The 21,988-nt window shown below is 32.9% G+C and carries 26 protein-coding genes; 4 read left to right on the forward strand and 22 right to left on the reverse strand.

The genetic code is table 11. From position 1 onward, the window contains the following. Positions 1–43 precede the first annotated feature (43 nt). Together SJY34_RS09290 and SJY34_RS09295 are read right to left on the reverse strand one after the other, a co-directional pair. Positions 44–175, reverse strand: a complete 132-nt coding sequence (locus tag SJY34_RS09290) for a hypothetical protein (RefSeq protein WP_400081360.1) — start codon at positions 173–175, stop codon at positions 44–46. 154 nt (positions 176–329) lie between these two features. Next, positions 330–485: a hypothetical protein gene (locus tag SJY34_RS09295; protein ID WP_400074996.1), complete on the reverse strand. Its 156-nt coding sequence runs from the start codon at positions 483–485 to the stop codon at positions 330–332. A gap of 398 nt (positions 486–883) precedes the next feature. Between SJY34_RS09295 and SJY34_RS09300 the strand changes: the two genes are divergently transcribed. From SJY34_RS09300 to SJY34_RS09310, 3 genes are all read left to right on the forward strand, one after another. Beyond that, positions 884–1,786, forward strand: a complete 903-nt coding sequence (locus SJY34_RS09300; RefSeq protein ID WP_400074998.1) for a NifU family protein — start codon at positions 884–886, stop codon at positions 1,784–1,786. A 75-nt stretch (positions 1,787–1,861) separates the two neighbouring features. Next, a complete protein-coding gene (locus tag SJY34_RS09305; protein WP_045469775.1) occupies positions 1,862–2,062 on the forward strand; it encodes a dodecin family protein in 201 nt (66 codons plus the stop codon). A 71-nt stretch (positions 2,063–2,133) separates the two neighbouring features. Further along, entirely contained in the window at positions 2,134–2,946 is an 813-nt protein-coding gene (locus tag SJY34_RS09310) for a mechanosensitive ion channel family protein (protein WP_400075000.1), read from the forward strand. On the opposite strand, the gene tsaB is transcribed toward SJY34_RS09310, so the two are convergent. From tsaB to cyoE, 15 genes are all read right to left on the reverse strand, one after another. Beyond that, on the reverse strand, positions 2,943–3,614 hold the full coding sequence (tsaB, locus tag SJY34_RS09315; RefSeq protein WP_400075002.1) for a tRNA (adenosine(37)-N6)-threonylcarbamoyltransferase complex dimerization subunit type 1 TsaB: 672 nt from the start codon (positions 3,612–3,614) through the stop codon (positions 2,943–2,945). The genes SJY34_RS09310 and tsaB overlap by 4 nt on opposite strands. An 18-nt stretch (positions 3,615–3,632) precedes the next feature. Next, positions 3,633–4,931 (reverse strand): efflux RND transporter periplasmic adaptor subunit, encoded by a 1,299-nt coding sequence (locus tag SJY34_RS09320; RefSeq protein ID WP_400075003.1) that lies wholly within the window; start codon positions 4,929–4,931, stop codon positions 3,633–3,635. A gap of 2 nt (positions 4,932–4,933) precedes the next feature. After that, entirely contained in the window at positions 4,934–6,376 is a 1,443-nt protein-coding gene (locus SJY34_RS09325; protein WP_400075005.1) for a TolC family protein, read from the reverse strand. A gap of 50 nt (positions 6,377–6,426) precedes the next feature. Continuing rightward, entirely contained in the window at positions 6,427–7,587 is a 1,161-nt protein-coding gene (locus SJY34_RS09330; RefSeq protein WP_400075007.1) for an efflux RND transporter periplasmic adaptor subunit, read from the reverse strand. A gap of 19 nt (positions 7,588–7,606) precedes the next feature. Then, on the reverse strand, positions 7,607–8,866 hold the full coding sequence (locus SJY34_RS09335) for an ABC transporter permease (RefSeq protein ID WP_400075009.1): 1,260 nt from the start codon (positions 8,864–8,866) through the stop codon (positions 7,607–7,609). A 1-nt stretch (position 8,867) separates the two neighbouring features. Then, positions 8,868–10,112: an ABC transporter permease gene (locus SJY34_RS09340; RefSeq protein WP_400075011.1), complete on the reverse strand. Its 1,245-nt coding sequence runs from the start codon at positions 10,110–10,112 to the stop codon at positions 8,868–8,870. Next, a complete protein-coding gene (locus tag SJY34_RS09345) occupies positions 10,105–10,806 on the reverse strand; it encodes an ABC transporter ATP-binding protein (RefSeq protein ID WP_400075013.1) in 702 nt (233 codons plus the stop codon). The genes SJY34_RS09340 and SJY34_RS09345 overlap by 8 nt, the downstream gene beginning before the upstream one ends. Before the next feature lie 112 nt (positions 10,807–10,918). After that, positions 10,919–11,152, reverse strand: a complete 234-nt coding sequence (locus SJY34_RS09350; protein WP_400075015.1) for a hypothetical protein — start codon at positions 11,150–11,152, stop codon at positions 10,919–10,921. A gap of 1 nt (position 11,153) precedes the next feature. Then, positions 11,154–11,699: a DUF420 domain-containing protein gene (locus tag SJY34_RS09355; RefSeq protein ID WP_400075017.1), complete on the reverse strand. Its 546-nt coding sequence runs from the start codon at positions 11,697–11,699 to the stop codon at positions 11,154–11,156. Positions 11,700–11,701: 2 nt separating this feature from the next. After that, entirely contained in the window at positions 11,702–12,469 is a 768-nt protein-coding gene (locus SJY34_RS09360) for an SCO family protein (protein WP_400075019.1), read from the reverse strand. Further along, complete coding sequence (locus SJY34_RS09365; RefSeq protein ID WP_400075021.1) at positions 12,462–13,172, reverse strand: hypothetical protein; 711 nt, start codon at positions 13,170–13,172, stop codon at positions 12,462–12,464. Before SJY34_RS09365 ends, SJY34_RS09360 begins: the two co-directional genes overlap by 8 nt. A gap of 68 nt (positions 13,173–13,240) precedes the next feature. Further along, positions 13,241–13,687: a cytochrome C oxidase subunit IV family protein gene (locus SJY34_RS09370; protein WP_400075022.1), complete on the reverse strand. Its 447-nt coding sequence runs from the start codon at positions 13,685–13,687 to the stop codon at positions 13,241–13,243. 21 nt (positions 13,688–13,708) lie between these two features. Further along, positions 13,709–14,710, reverse strand: a complete 1,002-nt coding sequence (locus SJY34_RS09375; protein ID WP_400075024.1) for a cytochrome c oxidase subunit 3 — start codon at positions 14,708–14,710, stop codon at positions 13,709–13,711. A 36-nt stretch (positions 14,711–14,746) separates the two neighbouring features. Beyond that, a complete protein-coding gene (locus tag SJY34_RS09380; protein ID WP_400075026.1) occupies positions 14,747–15,346 on the reverse strand; it encodes a heme-copper oxidase subunit III in 600 nt (199 codons plus the stop codon). Next, the gene (gene cyoE / locus SJY34_RS09385) at positions 15,347–16,240 is read right to left on the reverse strand and encodes a heme o synthase (RefSeq protein ID WP_400075028.1); all 894 of its coding nucleotides are present in this window, start codon (positions 16,238–16,240) and stop codon (positions 15,347–15,349) included. A 148-nt stretch (positions 16,241–16,388) separates the two neighbouring features. Here cyoE and SJY34_RS09390 point away from each other — a divergent pair, with 148 nt between their 5' ends. After that, positions 16,389–17,279: an MBL fold metallo-hydrolase gene (locus SJY34_RS09390; RefSeq protein WP_400075030.1), complete on the forward strand. Its 891-nt coding sequence runs from the start codon at positions 16,389–16,391 to the stop codon at positions 17,277–17,279. On the opposite strand, the gene SJY34_RS09395 is transcribed toward SJY34_RS09390, so the two are convergent. The 5 genes from SJY34_RS09395 to gcvH form a co-directional block, all read right to left on the reverse strand. Then, on the reverse strand, positions 17,276–19,381 hold the full coding sequence (locus SJY34_RS09395; RefSeq protein WP_400081363.1) for a gliding motility protein RemB: 2,106 nt from the start codon (positions 19,379–19,381) through the stop codon (positions 17,276–17,278). The two genes, SJY34_RS09390 and SJY34_RS09395, sit on opposite strands and share 4 nt — an antisense overlap. Before the next feature lie 123 nt (positions 19,382–19,504). Beyond that, positions 19,505–20,296 (reverse strand): energy transducer TonB, encoded by a 792-nt coding sequence (locus tag SJY34_RS09400; RefSeq protein WP_400075032.1) that lies wholly within the window; start codon positions 20,294–20,296, stop codon positions 19,505–19,507. A gap of 120 nt (positions 20,297–20,416) precedes the next feature. After that, positions 20,417–21,145: an energy transducer TonB gene (locus SJY34_RS09405; protein ID WP_400075034.1), complete on the reverse strand. Its 729-nt coding sequence runs from the start codon at positions 21,143–21,145 to the stop codon at positions 20,417–20,419. A gap of 65 nt (positions 21,146–21,210) precedes the next feature. Beyond that, positions 21,211–21,573, reverse strand: coding sequence for a VanZ family protein (locus SJY34_RS09410; protein WP_400075036.1), 363 nt, complete (start codon positions 21,571–21,573; stop codon positions 21,211–21,213). Beyond that, a complete protein-coding gene (gene gcvH / locus SJY34_RS09415) occupies positions 21,566–21,946 on the reverse strand; it encodes a glycine cleavage system protein GcvH (protein ID WP_400075038.1) in 381 nt (126 codons plus the stop codon). Before gcvH ends, SJY34_RS09410 begins: the two co-directional genes overlap by 8 nt. Positions 21,947–21,988 lie beyond the last annotated feature (42 nt).

The following is a 21,988-nucleotide window of genomic DNA, read 5'->3' on the forward strand; positions in this document are numbered from 1 at the left end:
TTCAAGGTAAAATGGGCTGTAAATTCTTTTCGTTTATTGGTCATTAGTTCCTAATAGTAAGCAATAAACCGCTAATCGCTTTCGGCATTATATTGCTATTGAAGGTTCCGTTACAACCTAGCTCTATCGGACTGAGCTGCTTCAGTAACTTTCCGTAGCGATCAAATATATAAATTTTTGCGTTACTTCAGATATCTGATATAATCTAGGTGTCAGGGTTGCCGTCTCTATTCGGTGTATAGTAAATTCATTGGCAACCTATCACAAAGATAAGGCTTATTACCATTTCAAAGTTACTTTTATCTCTGGCAGTGACCTAATGTGCCTAACTATATGTTGCTAAACATAACTTCGTCACGCCGTAGGTTATCATCTAAATTATATTCATACACTCCGACACCTGTTGCCAACGCTTCTATAACGTGATTATGTGTAAAAACTTGTATCATTAGGTTAACTTCTCGTATTAGTGGCTCACTTTCCATAACCCGTTTTGATGCAGCTCTACCGTTGATGCACTCAAGTCGGTTACGGTAACGGATTATATACCTCCTTGAGTAGGCATTTCATCAGACTGTAGCCCTAATTGGGTCATTAAAGTGGATCATTTGGAATAATGAATTCATTCGTATTCTGAGGACAAATTGTAGTTACAAGATTTTGATCATCTCCATAGTTTCCGAGCTCGCCAACCGAATCATAAAAAATATCATTGACAAGACTGTTAAATGTGTCATTCGGCTCGGAAGATATTACAAAAAGTAAACTTTAGCCGATAGGATAACAATAAAATAGAATGTGTATTGGCCTAAAAATTCAATTCAAAACATAATATTATAGATGAATGTTTCCGAATGATATTTCTTATTTTTGCAAAAAAAAGATGTCAAAGACAAAAATTTCAATATTACCCACTTCTAATGAGGCAATTATAAAATTTGAAGCTGATCGTTTTTTAACTAATCACAATAGCTTTGAATTCAACAACATAGATGACGCTAAGCATTCCCCCTTAGCTCAGCAATTATTCTATCTGCCTTTTGTAAAGAAGGTATACATAGCTTCTAATTTCATAGCGATAGAGCGTTATAATATTGTTGAGTGGAAAGATGTGCAAGATGAAGTGGCCAATCAAATTGAAGATTATCTCTCAAATGATGGTGTTGTAGTCGCTGAGGAGGCTATTAAACCCAAAGCAGCAGTAACTGTTTATGCAGAAAGCACACCAAACCCTGGTGTATTAAAATTTGTATGTAATAAAGTTTTAGTTCCAAATTTATATGAGTTTACGTCAATAGAAGAGGCAAAACTTTCGCCTTTGGCAACTGCTTTATTTCAGTTTCCATTTATTAAAAATGTGTATATGGAAAAGAATTTTATTTCCATTACCAAATTTGATATTGTAGAATGGGAAGATATTACACTTCAACTTCGTGAATTTATAAAGTCCTATGTAGAAGATGGTAAAACCATTTTGAACGATGACGCACCAAAGCAACTCAATAAAACTGAGGACGCCATAGAGCAAAAATTTGAAGCCTTAGACGATACATCAAAAAATATTATAAATATCCTTGAAGAATATATAAAACCAGCTGTTGAAAGCGATGGAGGAAATATAGAATTTAAGTCATACGATGCCACAACAAAAAAGGTAGAGGTTTTGCTGCAAGGTGCTTGTAGTGGTTGTCCTTCATCTACATTTACCTTAAAAAATGGGATTGAAAGTATGTTAAAAGAAATGTTAAACGATAGCGCTATAACTGTTAATGCTATAAATGGTTAAATTTTTTGAGTTATTAAGTGACTTTTTTTAATTTTAAGTTTCTTAATTATATAAACCTAAAATTTTAAAATTATTATGGCAGTACTAAAAGTTATTGAAGTATTATCTAACTCAGACAAAAGCTGGGAAGATGCAACAAAAAAAGCAGTAAAGGAGGCTTCTAAAACTGTAAAAAATATACGCTCTGTATATGTACAAGATCAAAGTGCAATAGTAAATGGAGATGATGTTACTGAATTTAGAGTAGCATTAAAGTTAACTTTCGAAGTAAAGTAACAATCATAAACAAAATACAACTCGACTTTTAGTCGAGTTTTTTATTTAACAAAGAAAAATATTAAAACTACATGGACACACAAAAATGGATAGATGAAGGTTACAACTTAATTGTTGAGTTTGGACCAAAATTACTTGCAGCTATAGCGATATGGATTATTGGTAGCTGGATTATAAAATTAATGTTGAAAGGCCTTAAAAAAGTTTTAAACAAAGGTGATTATGATGAGAGTTTAAAGAAGTTTCTTTTAAATCTTGTAAAATGGATTTTAAAAATTATTCTAATTATTGTTGTACTGGGCACTGTAGGTGTAGAGACTACTTCTTTTGCAGCTGTAATTGCAGCAGCAGGTTTGGCAATTGGATTAGCACTACAAGGTTCGTTAGGAAATTTTGCTGGTGGAGTTTTACTCATGATTTTTAAACCTATTAAAATTGGCGATCTCATAGAAGCACAAGGCGAATTAGGTGTAGTGAAAGAAATTGAAATATTTACAACTAAGCTTTTAACTCCTACGAATAAAGAAGTTATAATTCCTAATGGTGCACTATCTAATGGAAATATTGTAAACTATTCTAGCGAAGGTAAATTAAGAGTAGATCTTACATTTGGAGTTGGATATGATTCTGATATTAAACAAACTAAAGAGGTGTTAATGAAAGTTTTAACCTCTAATCCAAAAGTCTTACAAGATCCTGCACCATCTGTAAACGTATCTGAGTTAGCAGATAGCTCAATAAATTTTGCTGTTAGACCATGGTGTACTGTTGCAGATTATTGGGATGTATATTTTGAAACTCACGAAAATGCTAAAGAAGCTCTTGATGCTGCTGGTATTGAAATACCATATCCACACGCAGTTGAAATACAAAAAGAAGGTTAAGCTTTCTTTTTTAAAGCCACAAAATCCTTTAAATAATAAGGTTCAAAATAAGCGACATCTTCGGTGTCGCTTTTTTTATACTTTAGTTCTGATAATATTGCCATCTCATTGGCCGATGGGAGCTTACCCTCAATAAATATAGCATTAGGATGTTGAATTAAACCTTTTGTTTTTTCAACACCATTACCAATAAAATAAACTTTATCAGTTTTAAGAAATTCACTGTAGCTTTCTTCTGTTAAAATTTCGGCTTCAATCTTTCTTTGTAACTCTAACTTAGAATTATAAATAGCTGAATAGACCTCCATCCTACGAGCATCTAACATGGGTATAATGTATCCTTCTTCAATCTGAAGTTGATAAGCTAAACTCTCTAAGGTATCGATTGCAATTAACGGTTTATTTGATGCAAAACATAATCCTTTCGCTGATGATACACCAATCCTCAAACCTGTATAAGAACCAGGCCCTTTGCTAACAGCAACAGCATCAATTTCTGAAAGCTTTAATTTTGAAGCTTTAAAAACTTCATCTATAAACACGTGCAAAGTTTCTGCATGAGAATAGCCAGTACTATTGTCTTCCCTTAAAACTAAAATCTCTCCATCTTTAGATAGAGAGACCGAACAATTTGTAGTTGCTGTTTCTATATTAAGCACTAATGCCATTGGCAAATAAGTTTTATACTATTCTTCTGCTTTCTCTTCTGAGTTTTCAGATTTTTTATTCTTTACTTCTACTAAATCTCCAGGTTTAAGCGTCTTAGAAACCATATTATAGGGTCCTGTAATAATCTTATCTTCTTCACTTAATCCCGAAACAATTTCAATATTAGTATCGTCTTGAATTCCTGTTTCTACAACTCTCAATTTTGCTTTACCATTTTCATTTACAAAAACACATTCAAATTTCTCTTCTTTAGGAGTTTCATTTTCATCTAACGACTTATTGTATGGCTTTTTGGTAGAACTTGTATCCGTTTTAATAACAATTGCACTGATTGGTACAGAAATCGCATCTTTTTGCGTTTTCGTAATAATATCTACCGTAGCCGTCATTCCTGGTCTAAAGGGTGAATAAGTTTCTGGCTTACCTTCTGTTAAATCTTTATAAGATTCTTCTAAAATTCTAACTTTTACCTTAAAGTTAGTAACCTGATCTGCCGCTAATGTACCAGCTGCAGAATTCGCAATTTCAGTAACTACACCTTTGAATTCCTTCTTTAAATAGGCATCTACTTCTACTATAGTTGAATCACCAATTTGAACCTTAACAATATCATTTTCATTAACATCTACCTCTACTTCCATGTTATTTAAGTTAGCCACACGAAGAATTTCAGTACCTGCCATTTGCTGAGTACCAACTACACGCTCACCTAACTCTACACTTAGAAGTGAAATCGTTCCGCTCATTGGAGCATAAATTGTGGTTCTATTTAAGTTATCTTTTGCTTCGTTTACCGTTGCTGCTGCACTTTGCACACTATAATAAGCAGAGCTTTTATTAGCTTGAGCCGTTTCATAACCAGCAATTGCTCCATCCCAATCTGCTTTAGAAATTACACCTTTCTCAAAAAGCACCTTACTTCGGTCATAGTCTGCTTTTGCTTGTTTTAAATTAGCTTCTGCTTGTTCTAATCCTGCTCTTACATTTTGATATGATGCTTGAGAACGACTTACAGCAGACTGAATTAAATCTGGATTTACTCTCACTAACAAGTCCCCTTTTTTAACTTCTTGACCTTCTTTAAAAGGTAATTCTAAAATTTCACCAGAAACTTCTGAAGATATTTTAACCTCAACTTCTGGTTGAATTTTTCCCGTGGCAGATACCGTTTCTACTATATCCTGAAGTGTTACCTCCTTAACAGTAACTTCCTTAAAATTTCCTTTTTTACCAAACCATCCCATTTTAGATCCTGCAACTAAGAGGACAAGTAGAAGGACGACAACTCCGATAATAATTTTTACTGTTTTGCTCATAATTAAAACTTTAATTCAGTCGCTGGTATTCCGAAATATAATTCAAGAACCTTTAACTTAAAAATATAATCGTATTTAGCACGATTTAATTCAATGTTGGCATTATCAAATCTAAGCTTAGATTGACTAAAATCAAATGCGTTTGTTAATCCAACATCATATCGTTCTTTAGCATAATCATATGCTAATTGTTGAGATTCTAAAGCTAGTTTTGCTGCTTCATAAGACTTTAAGGCGCCTTTTGCATCAACATAAGCTTGATATACCGTAGACTCTAAATCTAATTCTGCTTGTTCTAACTGAAATTTAGATCGCTCTAAGTTAACTCTATTTCTTTGAACATTTCCTTTTGTATTAAAACCATTTAAAATAGGTACATTTAATTGTAATCCATATCCAATACCATCATTCTGATACAACTGATCTATAAAAGGATCTGCCGCAACCTCCTGAGCAAATGTGTTAGGAAACTGACCTATCACAGCCTCGCCTGTACCTTGAACCGTACCTATCTGTTGAGTAATAGTTGGATTATCTGGATCCACTTGCTGAATAAAAGACGGTGTATTAGCAAATCTAGTATTATAACCAAAAAACGCAGATAATGTTGGATAGTTTGCCCCTTTAGAAATTTTTAAATCCATCTCTGCTAACTCAACATTTTGTTCTGCTATTTTAATTTCTGACCTGCTTTCTTTAGCAGCTGTAATTATTTCCGTAACATCTTTGTCTGCTATACCAGCATCTATTATATCATAACCTTCATCCTCAATATCAAAGTTTTCATAATCCTTAATTAAAAGCAATTGAGCTAAGCTTATTAATGAAATTTGAATACTATTCTCAGCATTGATAATTGATTGTTGTTCACTAGCATCTGTTGCTTTTATTTCCAATAAATCTCCTCTAGGTAATGAGCCTGCATCCACCAGTTCTTGTGTTCTTTGAATTTGTTCTTTGGTCACTTCATTTTGAGACTTTAAAACGTCGAGATTTGCTTTATTAAGAATTACAGCAAGATAACCATTGGCAACAAATAATGAAATATCATCTTTCATTTTGTCTAATCGATATTGACTAGAAAGCCTAGATATATCTGCACGTTGTAATTGTCTAAAATTTCTTAATCCATCAAAAAGTGTATATCCTATATTAATGTTTCCTGAAGCCGAAAGAAATGTTGTGGTTTGCGCATTATTTGTTACTGGGTTAAAACTCAATCCTGTATTTTCCGAAACACCACTCCCAGCATTTATACTAGGAATAAAGTTTCCACTCGCATTTAGTTTTTCGATATCTGCAAGTTCAATATCTAACTCACTTTGCTTTACAGAAATATTATTATCTAAGGCATACTGAACACATTCTTTGAGCGTCCATTTTTTATTTTGAGCTTGTACTAAAACTCCAAAAAGAAGTAATATTACTATGATTGATTTTTTCATGATGTCTATTTGTCTATATAAATCTTAAAGTGTTACACTAAAGGTAATAATTATTGTTGGGCATATTTTGGAATACCCTGTACTTGATTCCAAACTTTGATTTTATCTTCTTTGGATATTCCGCTTTTAACCTCTACAAAAATACCATCACTAATGCCTAATTCTACATCTTTTCTTTCAAATTCTTGATCACCTATCTCAACTTCAACATATGGTTTCTTTGTTTCTTTGTCATATTGTACTAAAGCCTCTTTGATGGCTAAAACCTTTTCTACCTTGTCTAAGATAATAGATGCATTGGCACTTAAACCTGCCCTTATAAAAGTAGAATCTATTTTTTTTAAGGTACCTTTTATTTCAAACTGAATAGCTCCGTTTTCAGCAACACCCTTTGGCGCAATATAATCTAATGTAGCATCAAACTTCTCATCTTCTATAGCGCCAACAGTAATTTCCAAGGGTAAACCTTCCTTTATTTTACCGACTTCGCTTTCATCTACTTTTCCTTCAAAAATCATTTGCTTTACATCAGCTAAAGAAGCTATAGACGTTCCTTCATTAAAATTATTAGCTTCAATCACTTGATTTCCTGCTTTTACTGGCACATCTAAAACCATACCTGCAACCGTTGCTCTTACTTGTGTTTGTGCAGCACTACCCAATCCAGATGTGGTACCTGTTTTAATGATATCGTAATTTTGACGTGATTGCGTCACATCAATTCTTGCTTGCTCAACACGTTGCTTTGCCTGTAAATATGTATTATTAACTTGGTCAAATTCATTAGCTGCTATAACCCCTTTATCAAATAATTCTTTTTGACGGTCATAAATTGCCTTTTGAGTTTTAAAATTAATTTCTGCAGTCTGTAAAGCATTTCTATTGGATGCAATATTGTTTTTTGCACTTGTTAAATTTGAAACATTAGGTATAACTCTTATCTGAGCAATAAGATCCCCTTGTTTTACGTATTCACCTGCTTCAATAAAAACTTCTTCAATAACTCCTGAAATATTGGGTTTTATTAATATTTCTTCTTTTGGTACAATACTCCCTGTAGCCACGGTTTTAACAATAATTGTCTCCTCTGTTGGTACCTCCGAAGTATAAGTTATTGGGTTTTCGCGGTTTTTATCCCATAAATAATATAATGCTGCACCGAATACGACAACAATTAATATTAATGCGATAACAGTTTTAGTTCTCTTCATGATTATGATTGATATAAATTTATTCTATTCTTAATGCGTCAACGGGTTTCATCTTGGTAGCACTATTTGCAGGAATTAGACCTGCCAATAATCCTGAAACTATTAATATAATTAATGCTGTAAATACAACCTGCATGCTTACACTTGGATTTGCAAAGTTTTCTACTGGACCAACATTGTCTAAAATGGTATTCATTATCCAAATGACTAATGCTGCAAACGAAATACCAACCATACCAGATAATATGGTTAATATTAAACTCTCTTGTAAAATTTGAGATTTAATTGTCCATGGGCTTGCTCCTAAAGCGCGTCTCACTCCTATTTCTTTAGTGCGTTCTTTTACCACAATAAGCATAATATTACTAATACCTATTATACCAGACATTAATACTAAGGCACCAACAAAATAGCCAACAAGTGATAATATTGAAAATAAACCGTTGATACGCTCAAACTGTTCTGATAAATCGAAATGACCAATTGCGCGTTCGTCAGTAGGATCTACCTTATGCCTAGACTTCATTAAATCAAAAACTTGTTGTTTTAGTGACGTAATTGTTACACCATCTACAGCAGTAATCGCCATCCAACCAACGCTTTCACCTCTATTAAATGCTTGTCCGAATGTAGTAAATGGGATGTATATAGTACTAGCATCTTGTTCATCATCACCTTGGCTATTACTCATTTTAAATGTGCCTACCACTAAAAAATTGACTCCATTAACCTTAATATAGGTTCCTAAAACATTTTCCTCTTTGTCATAAAGTCCTTTAACAACTCCTGTACCTATGACACATATTTTTCGTTTAGCATTTATATCAGAATAACTAATAAATCGTCCCTGAAGAATATCCATTGGTTGTTGCTTGATATACTCAGGATAATCACCATATATCTCAAAAGCACCTGTCTTAGTGCCTCTTGTCACATTATTAGCACCTCTAAAGCCACCTAATTGATTACGAGGTGATACATATTTTATATTAGGTACTTCCGACTTAATTGCCGCAACATCGCCTATTTTATAGTTAAAGTAACGGCCTTTAGGCAACCCTTTATATGGTTTTGATGTACCTTGTGTCCACATGAACATTGAATTGGTAGCAAAATCCCCAAAATCAGCAGTTACACCATTCTTTAGCCCATTAGTTAATGCTAGCAAAAGCACCAAAATAGTAATACCCCAAAACACACCAAACGCAGTTAAAAACGTTCTAAATTTGTTAGCGTTTAATGCTTCTAGTATTTCGTCCCAACGGTCTCTACTAAACATATTATTCGTCTCTAAGTGCTACAATCGGTTTTATTTTTGCCGCTCTATATGCGGGAATAAATCCTGCCAAAGCACCAGCAAATACTAACAAAAACACAGTGATTAAAGCAATATTAAAGTTGACTTGTGGATATTTAATAAAGTCACTTTCTATCTGCGGACCTACAAGTTCTAAAAGTCCTAATCCGAGGATTAAACCAAATAATCCTGCAAACATGGTTACAAAAACAGCTTCTTGTAAAATCATACCAACAATCGACATTGGCAATGCTCCTAAGGCTTTTCTTATACCTATTTCTTTAGTACGTTCCTTCACGATAATGAGCATTATATTACCAACACCAACTATACCTGCAATGATGGTACCAATACCAACAAACCAAAATACAGCTTGTATCGTAGCTACAAGTGAGTAAATTTTTTCGGCCTCTTCTAATGTATTAAAAACTCTAACTGCACTAACATCATCTGGTGCAACCGTGTGAATCTCTTTTACTTTTTGTTCAATACCCAAAGCAATAGCATTAGACATTGCTACAGCTTCATCAAAATTATCTGCCATTTTAACTGTAAAAGCCATATTTCGAATGTTTTCTCCTGCATTAAAAACTTGCTGAGCTGTTGATATAGGAATATAAACTTGACTTTCTTCTCTATCTCCACCAGGATCAAAATAAACACCTACAACTTTAAAATTCATTCCAAAAATTTGAATATTTTTATTGATAGGATCCTCACCTTTAAAAAGATCTGTTTTCATTTTATTACCAATAACGGCAACCTTCTTGTTGCTTTCTATGTCTGACTGACTAATAAAACGACCAGAACCAATGTCGGCATTTTCAATAAATTGATTATCTGGTAATGTACCTCTTACACGATAGTCTCCTGTTTCATTTTTATAAGACACGTTACCTCCCCAAATCGAATAGTCCTTCGTTCGATACTCTAAATAATCATCGTACTGATTCTCAATAGCATCGAAGCTAGAATTTTTAAGTTGAATATATCTCCCAGGATTTAAACCCTTGTAGCCTTTAGTAGTGACACCAGTCCAAACAGAAATCCTATTAGTTGCATCTTGCTCGAACTCTGATTTTACACCGTTTTCAATACCCTTACTAAATCCAAGTAGCACAACTAAAATAAAAATACCTGAAGCCACAGAAAGTCCTGTTAAGAAAGTCCTTAACTTATTTTTTCTGAGGGTTTCAAATATTTCTTGCCAACGTTCTATATCAAACATGGGCAGATGCTCTTACTTGTTCTACTTTACTATCGTCAATGATTAAACCATCCTTAAGATTGACAATACGTTTAGTCATTTGTGCAATATCATGCTCATGAGTTACTACCAAAATCGTTTTACCCTCGTCATTAATGCCCTGAATAAGTTCCATAACCTCATAAGAGGTTTTAGTATCAAGAGCACCTGTTGGCTCATCGGCTAATAATACTTTAGGGTCGCTAGCAAGTGCCCTTGCAATTGCTACACGTTGTTTCTGACCACCCGATAATTCGCTTGGCAAATGATGAGACCATTCTGCTAAGCCAACTTTTTCTAGATAATACATTGCTCTTTCAGTTCTATCTTTCCGCTTAATCCCTTTGTAATATAACGGCATTGACACATTATCTAATGCACTTTTATAATTGATAAGATTAAAAGATTGAAAAACGAATCCAAGAAATTCATTTCTATATTTTGCAGCTATTTTTTCGTTAAGATTTTTAATAGGAACGTTATCGAGAATATACTGACCTTCATCAGCTTCATCCAACATACCCAAAATATTGAGCAATGTAGATTTGCCTGAACCAGAAGAACCCATTATAGATACTAGTTCACCTTCTTTTACATCAAAATTAATACCCTTAAGTACGTGAAGCGAATTGCTTCCCATATGATAAGATTTATGCAAATCTTTTATTTGAATCATAATACGATTGGTTGACTAGTGCAATTTTAACGAAATTCGTAAGATTTTTATGCCAACGAACTGTTAATACCTATATGACTAAGACTCTTAAAACACTAAAATGTTACAGTTTTTAATCTGTATTTTCGATATTACTTGAATTTCGGTATTTTCTGTAGATAAAAAAAGCAATTGTCGCAACCAAAATGTAAGGTATAGCCATTAAAAACATGATGCCGTCATTAATGCCTTCTGCAGCAGATTGATCCTCTCCACTTTCTAAAACTGCTCTACACATTGCACATTGCGCATTGCTTCTAACAAAAAATAGAAAAGAGAAGAGAAGTAAAACAATCTTACGTTTCATATTAAATATAATAAGGTGAAATCATTAAATAAACTATTACACCTGTAACAGCCACATATAGCCATAATGGAAATGTGATCTTTGCAATTTTTTTATGACGTTCTATATTATTGGTAATGGCTCTTACATAAGTAATGAGCACAAACGGGATAATAACAATTGATAGTAAAATATGAGTTACTAAAATAAAGTAATAGATATACCTAATTGTACCTTCACCTCCAAATTTGGTTGAATCACTTGTCATATGATAAGCAACATACATCACAAGAAATGCAACCGATAGCATTATGGCAAACTTCATTAAACGTTCGTGCAGTTTTCTATTTTTATTTTTTATTGCTATGACTGCTATTATTAAAACTAATGCTGTTAATCCATTAATTGTGGCATAGATTGGCGGTAGAAAGGTCAGCGGTTCAACATCGAACCCTAAATCTCTCAGATTAACTCCGAATAAAGCAGCCACTGCTAAAGGAATTATTACAGATAAAATGATAACCCATTTATTATATTTCTTTGCCTTATCAAGATCAACTGAATTCATAATTACTCTTTTAACAATTTTGCAATATCCTCTTTTAATATTGTAATCTCTTGAGGAATGCCTTCGTCATCCTCACCTTCTTCTTCAGAAACAATTCCGTTATAATAAATCAAAGGATTATCAGGAGATTTTAATCTTGAGCGAATAAAACCTTCTTTATCTATTAATGCAAAATTACCTGAATGCTCAAAACCATCTATAATTTCGTCATTTTTTGCAGTGTATAAATAAAAGCCTTCATTGGCTAACTTATATATCTCTTCTTCATTTCCAGTCATTAAATGCCAATTCGGATTTGTAATCCCATACTTCTCCGCATATGCTTTTAATACCTCAGGTGTATCAACATCTGGTGTTATTGTAAATGATGCAACTCCAAAGTTTTCAAAATCTTTAAACTCATTTTGAATTTCAACCAAGTTTCGATTCATCCTTGGACAAATTGTTGGGCATGTTGTAAAAAAAAATTCAATGACATAGACTTTACCGAGATAATCTTTGTTAGTAATTGTTTGCCCTAATTGATTAGTAAAACTGAAACTAGGGACTTTCTTTTTGCCACCATTTGCATTAGGAATATATACCAGATCACTTTTATAAGATTTTTTATTCACTTCTTTCTCAGCTCTAGAAACATCTTCACTTCTACTTTCATCTCTTATGACATCTCCTGTGCTTAATCTATCTATAATTTTGGGAATAAAAATGATCCCAAAAACTAGGACAATTAATGCAATACCCACGTACGAATAGTTTGGTTTTTTATTCATCGGTTTGTTTTAAATCTTTTACACGTCTTTTATTAGAATCTTCAAAATTACCTTTACGCTTATCTCTATACTCTTTAAACAAAACGCGCATGTCTTCTGCAGCCATTTTATTTTTTAATTCTGCAACCTCGATACAATCGTAATCATAGAGTGCATAAACAGCACTATTATTCTCTATTTCTTTTTTTGTTCTGTCATCTAGTCTCCCTCTTTGATTCTTGTCTTTATCAATAATATATACTGAGTTGCTTGCAAGGTTTTCATCTAGTTGAGTATCTGATTTTAAACTGTTGAATACTCTTTTAATTGTTGCATCATCAGTATATACCATATGCCAAAATCTTAAATCTTCGTATGACCTAATTTCCTTTAATAATTTCTCAGCTTCAACTTTTGCTTCATACGGAAGTAATACTACAACTTGAAACCTTTTAAAACCTTTATTGTTATCGTAAATTAGTTCCTTTAAATTTAAAGCAGCTATAGAATTTTCATTGGGTTTTTTACCCAAAAAAGATAATATGGTAATATGATCTTTTAATTGAATACTGTCATTATTTTCTGGTAACTCTACAATATTGGTTTTGACCACATCGAGTGGATTATAATTGTCTTTTGACAATAGCATAGTAATAATAAATGCTACAGGTAAAAAGAATAAAATACTCAGTATTACGTTACGTTTTTTGTTGCTTACTACCATAATGCAAAAATAAAAAAGGTGGTTTAAAAAAACCACCTTTTGATATCATTTAACTTATAATTCTGAGTTTAAAAATCTCTTTTAATTAAGGCATCTTCAGTAAAGTAAACTTCATACACATAACCACCTTCTTGTAACAAGATAAATATTAAATAACAGATTAAGAATACTCCAGTCCAAACTACCATGCGTCTTAAGGCTTTAGTCTCGTCACGCATGTGCATAAAGTCCCACGTAATGTAGTATGCTTTTACAAGAGTTAATACAATGAAGATGAAGTTTAAAGGCTTCATGTAAATAAAAGGCGATAATATAATGTTACCCAAAGTAGCTAAAAACCCACCTTCAAAAGGATCTATCCAGGTATGCATAAGGATATCTGGTTTATAGATACCTAAGACAACTTCTATTAAGGTAACAATAGTTAGAAAAACTAAAACTCCCCAAATCTTGCTTGTATTGGACTTAAATTTAACTAAGCCTCTAAATATTTCTAATTTATGTTCGTGTGCCATAATTGAATCTTAATATTTCTTTTAAACTAGGTAGAAGAATGTAAATACAAATACCCAAACTAAATCGACAAAGTGCCAGTATAACCCCACTTTTTCAACCATTTCATAACTTCCTCTTCTTTCGTAAGTACCGAGAATAACATTGAAGAAAATTATAATGTTAATTACAACTCCAGAGAATACGTGAAATCCATGAAATCCTGTAATAAAGAAAAAGAAATCAGCGAATAAAGATGTTCCATACTCATTGACCTGAAGATTAGCACCTTTAACAACTAACTTTCCATTATCCTTTATTTGCTTTAGAGATTCTTCTCTAGATAAGACTGTTTTTTCTCCTGCTTCATTTATAATTTGAGTTCTCACTCTAATATTATCATTTGCAGCTAATCCAGCATATATTTCGTTAACTGTATATGGAGGTAAAGAACCTTCAGTAACAAACCAGAGTCCATTTTTACGTTCATGCTCTACTCTTTCACCCGCTTGAACTGCAACAAAGTCATCTATTGAAATCCGTTTAAACTTTTCTTCACCGTCTTTTGTAACATACTCACCAAATTGAAGAATGTTTCCACCTTTAGTTTGTACAGCTCCGTAATCTCCTTGAATAAATGTAGCCCACTCCCAAGCTTGTGAACCAACGAAAATAGCTCCACCTATGATGGTTAAGAACATATATAAGGTTACCTTTTTCTTATTCATATGATGACCAGCATCTACAGCTAACACCATAGTTACAGAGGACATAATTAGAATAAACGTCATGAATGCTACATAAATCATCGGCAGTTCTTGACCATGTAAAAACGGTACGTGAGTAAATACCTCATCTGCAATAGGCCATTCTTTTATAAACTTAAATCTTGAAAAGCCATAAGCAGCCAAGAAGCCTGAAAATGTTAATGCATCTGATACAATGAAGAACCACATCATCATCTTTCCATAACTTACCTTTAAAGGTTTGTTACCGCCTCCCCAAGTTTTACCTTCTGTACCAGTATTTGCAACTGTAGAATCCATAGAATTTATTTAAATTTTAAGATTGGACAAAAATAATCAAATTATATATCTAAAAAAATATAAAAACAAAAAGAGCACAAGCCAAAGCCCATCTACAAAATGCCAAAAATTTGCTGCTAGTTCAAAACCCAACATATTGTTGGAGTTATACTTTTGTTTAAAATGATTATAAATTACAACTATTAGACATATTAAGCCAGCAATGACGTGTCCTATGTGTAAAACTGCAATGATATAAATGTAGGACATAGTAATATTACTCGTTGGTCCTGTAAAATTATAACCTGCATCTATGATTTGTTTAAAACCTTCAAACTGATTAAAAATAAATGCTAATCCTAATACTAAAGTTACCATTAACCAAACGGTTACCATTTGTCTATTGCCTTGTTTTAAAGCGCGCTTCGCTAAAATAAAGGTTATACTACTTACTAAAATAACTACAACACTTATTAAAAAAGCATTCGGCAATTCGTAATTTGTTAACCAGTCTTTTCCTGTTCGTTGTTTACTGCTTACGATGAAAGCACTTAATAGGGCAGCAAAAGACATGATAAGGGAACCTATGGCAAACCACAACATCATCTTTTTAGACCTGCTTCTTTTCTCTTCCGGCGTTCCTTGTGTTAAATCCATTTATCTTAAAAATTTATCTGCAACATATATAATTTGCAACATGGTAATATAAAATACACTCGATAGCATTAATTGTTTTGCAGCTTTAGCGGTTCTCAATTGGAACAGCTTAAAGGCATATGCCAACATTATCATTCCCATTATAAATACAATTACAGCTCCTACAATAGATAATTTTAGATCACCAGTAAATCCGAATACCGGAATTATAGATGCAATAATCGTCCAAACACTGTACATTATTATTTGTACGGCTGTTCCTTTATCTGGCTTACCAGTTGGTAACATAAAGAAGCCGCCTTTTTTATAATCTTCATATAAAAACCAACCTATAGCCCAAAAATGAGGGAATTGCCAAAAAAACTGAATAGCGAATAAAGTTCCGGGTTCTATACCAAAATCATTACGTGCAGCCACCCAACCTAACATAAAAGGGATGGCACCAGGTAAAGCACCAACAAAAACTGCTAAAGATGTCTTTGTTTTTAAAGGAGTATAAACACTGGTATATAAAAATATGGATATCGCTCCCCACATTGCTGTTTTAGGATTGATAATATACAGCGTTATTAATCCTAAAATCGTAAATGAGGTTGCAATTATAAATGCAGTATTAACCGTCATTCTCCCAGCAGGTATTGGTCTGTTTTTAGTGCGATCCATTAAGGCATCTAAGTCGCGCTCAATAATTTGATTAAAAGCATTAGAAGCACCTACCATGAAGTAACCGCCAAAAGCCAGTAATGTAAGTGTCGTAAAGCTGATATTCTCAGCACCGAGAAGATATCCTGCTAGAGCGGAGAACACCACACTAATGGATAATCCCATTTTAGTGATTTCCTTAAAATCTGTAATCACAGAAGCTGTTGATACCGAAGATTTTGTACTACTCAAACTGTATGCTTTTGTTCTATTCTTAGCGAGTGCAAAGATACTTCTAAAATTACTTTTAAACAACGTAAGCTATTAGTTTTAATTTTACCGAATACATTACTGTAAGTTTGCTTATTTTTATAAGACAAATTGTACTTAAAACTTCGTTATGAAAATCTTAAAACACCTTTCAATTTTCCTAGTATTCATTTCAACTTCAACCTATTCGCAAGGACGTTTTGACAAAGTTGAAATTAAAACAACTCAACTTTCAGACCACACCTATATGTTAGAAGGAGCTGGTGGAAATATTGGTGTTTCCATAGGAGAAGATGGTGTTTTTGTAATTGATGACCAGTTTGCACCTTTATCTGAAAAAATTCTAGCAGCTATAAAAACACTAAGTGATAAACCTTTAAAGTTCTTAGTAAATACACATTATCATGGAGATCATTCTGGTGGTAATGAAAATATGACAAAAGCTGGAGCTACCATTATAGCGCACGACAATGTAAAAAAACGTTTAGAAGGCGAGCAAAGAGATGGAAGCTATAAACCTAAAGAAGCCCTACCTGTAATAACATTTAATGATAAACTCAATATTACAATAAATGATGAAAGTGTTGCCGTTTTCCATGCTGCAAATGCACATACAGATGGTGATGCTTTATTGTATTTTACTCAAAGTAATGTCCTACATACCGGCGATACTTATTTTAATGGACGCTATCCATATATTGATTTAAATTCTGGTGGAAGTGTAGACGGTTATATTGAAGCTGTAAAACGTGGCTTAATGGTTATTGATAAAGACACCAAAATCATTCCAGGTCATGGAAAAGTATCTAATGAAGAAGAATATAAAAGCTTTTTAGAAATGCTAGAAACATTGCGGACTAATATTCAGAAGGCTATTGATGATGGCAAAACAGAAGATGATGTAAAAGCAGACACGAGTCTCACAAAGACTTATGACGATTTAGATTATGGATCTGGGTTTATAAATAGCGAACGTATCCGATTGACTTTTTATAATAGTTTGAAGGCCTCTAAATCCTAAAAATCATTATACCAATTAAATAAATCAGTTCTTACACCAATACTAAACCAAAGTGTATTAGAATCCATGGTTGAAGCCGTGATAGCCTCAGGATTAAAATCTCTAAAAATAATATTAGTAAACACTTTTAAATTTGTTGTTGGATTTAGCAAATAACCAGCCTGTATCTCAGTCATAAAACTATTGGTTTTATTTCCTTGACCAATTTTAATGTTTGTGTTACCAACTCTAAAATCCTCGTCACCGTATATATCACCACCATAATTAAAACTGTCTTCATCTGTATTAAAATCAAAACCACGCTGCCCAATTATAAACTTAGCATCTGCAAACCAACGCTTATAATTATAGCGGCCAATTAATACTAATTCTCTAAAATTTGCTCCCCATAGATGCGCCATTGGCTGATTGTTGTGTGCATAATTCAATACAACTGTATTATGGGCATATGTGTAAGGACGTACTTGATTATATTCTGCTTGTAACAATAAGTTATCTACATCAAAGGCATTAAAGTATTTAGTACCTAACTGAAAGCCTAGCTTATTTTTCCAGCTTTTTTCACCACCAGTGATATCGCTAAGTGAAAACTCATCTACTAAAAATTGTCCGTATAAATTGAACTTATTATTTAATTTATACTTTGATGATAATCCTAAAATAGCATTTCCATTACCTTGACCAGTCTGAAACTCAATGGCCCTGAAAAATATTATTGGATTTAAATAATTAACATCAAAACCTCTATCGTTTGAGTTTTGCCACATTACAGATTCAAATAAACCTATATTTAAACGTTTAGAAACATTCCAACTTAGATAGTGGTTAGCCATATATTTTGTTCTGAAAGTCTTATCTTCTATAACTTCATCTCTCACATCTCTTAAAGACATCCATGTACTTGTGTACTTTATTTTCCAGAATTTAATATTGGTTTTTAAAAATGGATATGGACTTGCTACATCACTTTGTAACAAAGAACGATAACCATCACCTATAAAGTTTTTACCATGACCAAACTGAATGTTGAAAAATTTTGAAGGTGTGTACGATAAATACGCTTCTGCGACTGGGTAATCATAAGCATCGTCCTTAAATCGTTTGGCAATACCTCGACCGGGAATTAATGCAGGATCTGGTCCTGATGCTCTAATACTTTCTGCATATTGATTAAAATAATCTGCAAAACGACCTTGGCTTTCATAAACTGAGGCAGAAAAATTAAACTTCTTTCCTAAGCCTCCTTGTACAAAAATCCCTCTGGTATTATTCCAAGTAGAACTAAAATCCGCAGCACCATCTCTTCCCACTTGTAAATCTAAAATAGGATCCACAGTAAACCAATAGTCCTTACTTTGTATTTCTACCAAATGCTCATTGAATAATTTTCTACCAACCCAAGAGTCCGTGTCCTTGGCCAAACTTTCCTTTTCAGCTTTTATGTCATAATATTTATTAACATCACTATATACGAATGGCTTAGCGGCTGTGTGGCTATTTGTTCCGATAGCATTCATTTCGTCATCAAAACGAGCATAATAAGAATGCGAAAATGGAATATTTAGTTGACTCGTATACTCTAACTTTTCATAAGGTTTTAGTTGATCTGCAATAGCATCGAACTCATTTGACAATATAGAATTTAGGCTATCTTTTTTAGATAATTTTACCTCTTTCGTTTTTTCTATTTCTCTAACAGGTTCAGTTAAAGGTATTGCAATTAATATACTGTATTGAACATAGGTTGGTTTACCATTGTAAGTAGCTGGCTCTACTTTTGGCAATAAGTCGAAAACACGTCTGCTTTCTTCTTTTAATTCATCGTAAGTAGCATCCGCATAAATAACTTTAAAGTCGCCTTCATTATTAACTTCGAATAAAATCTGAATATTACCATTATAAGATTCTTCAGAAATAATATTTGGCACCTTAAAGTTCTTATAAATATGACTTTGTAATGTATAATTAAAACATGATTTTACTTGGTCAATGGCTTCAGATTCACATTCACTAAATACAGGAGGCTTCTCATAAGTTAAAGATGTCTGAGTAAAACCTAATAGCGACATTGAGAGAATAGCAAAAAGCAAAATACGCTTCATAGAAGAAAATGGATTTTTAACGAGTGAAAGATACTTATTTTTTAGAAACCCTAAACTCAAATTAGAGATTAAAAAAACCGTTATTGACATAATAACGGTTTGCAATTTTCTAAGGATTAATAATTAATCTCTCGCATCATATACTATCGGTAATGTATAAATAACTCCTACAGGAACATTTCTCTGTAAACCTGGTTGCATTTTGGGAATTTTATTAATCACGCGGTTAGCTTCTTTTTCTAAAGCATGATGCGGACCTCTAATTTTCACATCAACAACATTACCATCTTTATCAATGGTAAACTGCGTATTAATTTTCTGTCTGCCTGAAATACCATAACCTGCACCTATATCAGTATTAAACTTTCGATGAATCAATTTTGTAATCTTCTCTGACATACATTTTTTGCGTTTGTCGTTTGTTTCATAGCGCTCGCATCCCGGATAAATCGGTACTTTTTCAATTAATATAAATGGAATAGGTTCTAAATCCTCAGGTATTTTATCAACAATAATGTGCTCAATCTTGATAGGTTCTGGTTGAGACTCAGGAGCGTCAGGTGTTTTAATCACCCTTTCTTCAATAGGAATGTCATCCAAAACTTCTTTGTAAACATCTTTTAAATCTTTACTTGGCAATGGATCTGGATCTTTCGGTTTAATAACTTCAACAACATAAGGTTTAACATGTTCAATTGAAATTGGTTCAGAATCTGCAATCTCTTCTGGAATAATAAGTTTCTTCTCTTGAAACTGCATTTCAAAAAGTGCATACGTGCCCAACAAACAAAGAATCAACCCAATTTGAAAATAAAGGGTTGAGTTTTTTTGTAAATTTGCATCATGCTTTTGTGATTTCTTTGCTTTAGTAGTGCTCTGACCAGCAATACCGAAGTCTTTTTTAGAATTTTTCATAATACGTATTATTTAAATGTTAATATTATGAGAAAGTCACAATAAGCATACCAAAACGAAAATCCCGTCCAATTAATTTTGAACGGGATTTTTATATTTTAATATCTACTTTTCTAACTCTTAGTCTTGTACAGAGAATACAATCGGAATAGAGAATGGCATTACCACTGCTTTACCTCTTTGCCTTCCTGGTTTCATTTTAGGTAGTTGACCAATAACACGCTTAGCTTCTTTTTCGAGTCCTGGATGCGGACCACGTGCTGCAATATTAGTAATATTACCAGATTTATCAACCTTAAACTGCACGAAGATTCTTTGCTTACCTGCAGGTAGCCCTAAATCACTTGCTAGTTCTGTATTAAATTTTCTACCAATAAACTTATTTACTTTCTCGTTCATACAAGCTTTTTTGGCTGCGTTTCCTTTTTTCTTTTCGCAACCTGGAAAAACAGCAACATTTTCAATTACAGAGAATGGTACCTCAATGTCTTCTTCTACTTCTTCTACTTCTACCTCTTCTACTTCAACAATTTCAGTTTCCATCTCAGTTTCTGTAGATTCTATAACAGTTTCCTCAACTTCTTCTTCATCTTCTACTACCTCAATAACTTCTGGAGCTGCTGGAGGTGGCGGAGGTGGAGGTGGAGGTGTGATTATTTGCTTTGTAATTGGCACTTCTTCATCTAATTCATCATCTAAATTAAGTGAATCAATGGCTATATCACTCTTGTCATAAGTCTTATAGTTAATAGCCATGTAAGTTATTCCCAACATTAATGCGAGACCGACTGCGAAGAACAATGAACTGTTTCGACTTACATCTGATTTTGGATTCTTTTTAGGTTCCATAGTATTGTCTTTAAAATAGTGTCGCTAATTTAACTAAATAATAGTAAATCTAGCAACACTTAGAGTTATTTTAACTTAATTATATTAAATCTACTTGCAATTAATGTGCCAATGATTACCCCAAAACAGTTAGCCATTAGATCATAATTATCATAAGTTCTATTGGGGTTGAGTCGGTGTTGCAAAAGCTCTAAGATTACACCAAATACAATAGTACCTGTAAATACAATAAAAATGATATACTTTTTAGGATTTGACTTAAAATACGTTACCCACAAGTACCCTAAACCAAAATAGGCTATAAAATGATAAATTTTATCATCAAAAGAGGATCCTAAACTTGGTACATTTTTTAAATCAACTAAGCTAATAACAGTTAACCAAATGGTGTAAACCAATGCAACTATTAGAAAAAGTTTTTTAACCACTAATAACTGCTTTGTAATCTTCTGCAGATAATAAGCTGTCTATTTGGGAAGCATCAGAGAATTTTATCTTAATCATCCAGCCGTCGCCATAAGGATCAGAGTTTACTTTTTCTGGTTCATCTTCTAAACCTTCATTAAATTCTATTATCTCTCCAGATAATGGTAAAAATAAATCTGAAACCGTTTTTACAGCTTCTACTGTACCAAAAACCTCTTCGATATCTAAAGTTTCATCTAACGTCTCTACTTCTACATATACAATATCACCAAGTTCTCCTTGGGCAAAATCTGTAATACCCACTGTTGCGATTTCATCTTCAATTCTAATCCATTCGTGGTCTTTGGTGTACTTTAATTCTGATGGTATATTCATCTTTAATGTTGTAAAAATTATTCTAGCAAATGTAATTTTTTA

This window comes from Winogradskyella sp. R77965 (assembly GCF_044594915.1).
Classification (GTDB): Bacteria; Bacteroidota; Bacteroidia; order Flavobacteriales; family Flavobacteriaceae; genus Winogradskyella.

Bases quoted from the DNA above. Each gene is read 5' to 3' on its own strand.
- SJY34_RS09320 (WP_400075003.1), bottom strand. From the start codon at position 4,931: ATGAGCAAAACAGTAAAAATTATTATCGGAGTTGTCGTCCTTCTACTT.
- SJY34_RS09325 (WP_400075005.1), bottom strand. From the start codon at position 6,376: ATGAAAAAATCAATCATAGTAATATTACTTCTTTTTGGAGTTTTAGTA.
- SJY34_RS09380 (WP_400075026.1), bottom strand. From the start codon at position 15,346: ATGGATTTAACACAAGGAACGCCGGAAGAGAAAAGAAGCAGGTCTAAA.
- SJY34_RS09345 (WP_400075013.1), bottom strand. From the start codon at position 10,806: ATGATTCAAATAAAAGATTTGCATAAATCTTATCATATGGGAAGCAAT.
- SJY34_RS09375 (WP_400075024.1), bottom strand. From the start codon at position 14,710: ATGGATTCTACAGTTGCAAATACTGGTACAGAAGGTAAAACTTGGGGA.
- SJY34_RS09390 (WP_400075030.1), top strand. From the start codon at position 16,389: ATGAAAATCTTAAAACACCTTTCAATTTTCCTAGTATTCATTTCAACT.
- SJY34_RS09405 (WP_400075034.1), bottom strand. From the start codon at position 21,145: ATGGAACCTAAAAAGAATCCAAAATCAGATGTAAGTCGAAACAGTTCA.
- SJY34_RS09365 (WP_400075021.1), bottom strand. From the start codon at position 13,172: ATGGTAGTAAGCAACAAAAAACGTAACGTAATACTGAGTATTTTATTC.
- SJY34_RS09340 (WP_400075011.1), bottom strand. From the start codon at position 10,112: ATGTTTGATATAGAACGTTGGCAAGAAATATTTGAAACCCTCAGAAAA.
- SJY34_RS09300 (WP_400074998.1), top strand. From the start codon at position 884: ATGTCAAAGACAAAAATTTCAATATTACCCACTTCTAATGAGGCAATT.
- SJY34_RS09395 (WP_400081363.1), bottom strand. From the start codon at position 19,381: ATGAAGCGTATTTTGCTTTTTGCTATTCTCTCAATGTCGCTATTAGGT.
- SJY34_RS09360 (WP_400075019.1), bottom strand. From the start codon at position 12,469: ATGAATAAAAAACCAAACTATTCGTACGTGGGTATTGCATTAATTGTC.
- SJY34_RS09335 (WP_400075009.1), bottom strand. From the start codon at position 8,866: ATGTTTAGTAGAGACCGTTGGGACGAAATACTAGAAGCATTAAACGCT.
- SJY34_RS09330 (WP_400075007.1), bottom strand. From the start codon at position 7,587: ATGAAGAGAACTAAAACTGTTATCGCATTAATATTAATTGTTGTCGTA.
- tsaB (WP_400075002.1), bottom strand. From the start codon at position 3,614: ATGGCATTAGTGCTTAATATAGAAACAGCAACTACAAATTGTTCGGTC.
- SJY34_RS09355 (WP_400075017.1), bottom strand. From the start codon at position 11,699: ATGAATTCAGTTGATCTTGATAAGGCAAAGAAATATAATAAATGGGTT.
- SJY34_RS09295 (WP_400074996.1), bottom strand. From the start codon at position 485: ATGGAAAGTGAGCCACTAATACGAGAAGTTAACCTAATGATACAAGTT.
- SJY34_RS09305 (WP_045469775.1), top strand. From the start codon at position 1,862: ATGGCAGTACTAAAAGTTATTGAAGTATTATCTAACTCAGACAAAAGC.
- SJY34_RS09370 (WP_400075022.1), bottom strand. From the start codon at position 13,687: ATGGCACACGAACATAAATTAGAAATATTTAGAGGCTTAGTTAAATTT.
- SJY34_RS09350 (WP_400075015.1), bottom strand. From the start codon at position 11,152: ATGAAACGTAAGATTGTTTTACTTCTCTTCTCTTTTCTATTTTTTGTT.
- SJY34_RS09400 (WP_400075032.1), bottom strand. From the start codon at position 20,296: ATGAAAAATTCTAAAAAAGACTTCGGTATTGCTGGTCAGAGCACTACT.
- gcvH (WP_400075038.1), bottom strand. From the start codon at position 21,946: ATGAATATACCATCAGAATTAAAGTACACCAAAGACCACGAATGGATT.
- SJY34_RS09310 (WP_400075000.1), top strand. From the start codon at position 2,134: ATGGACACACAAAAATGGATAGATGAAGGTTACAACTTAATTGTTGAG.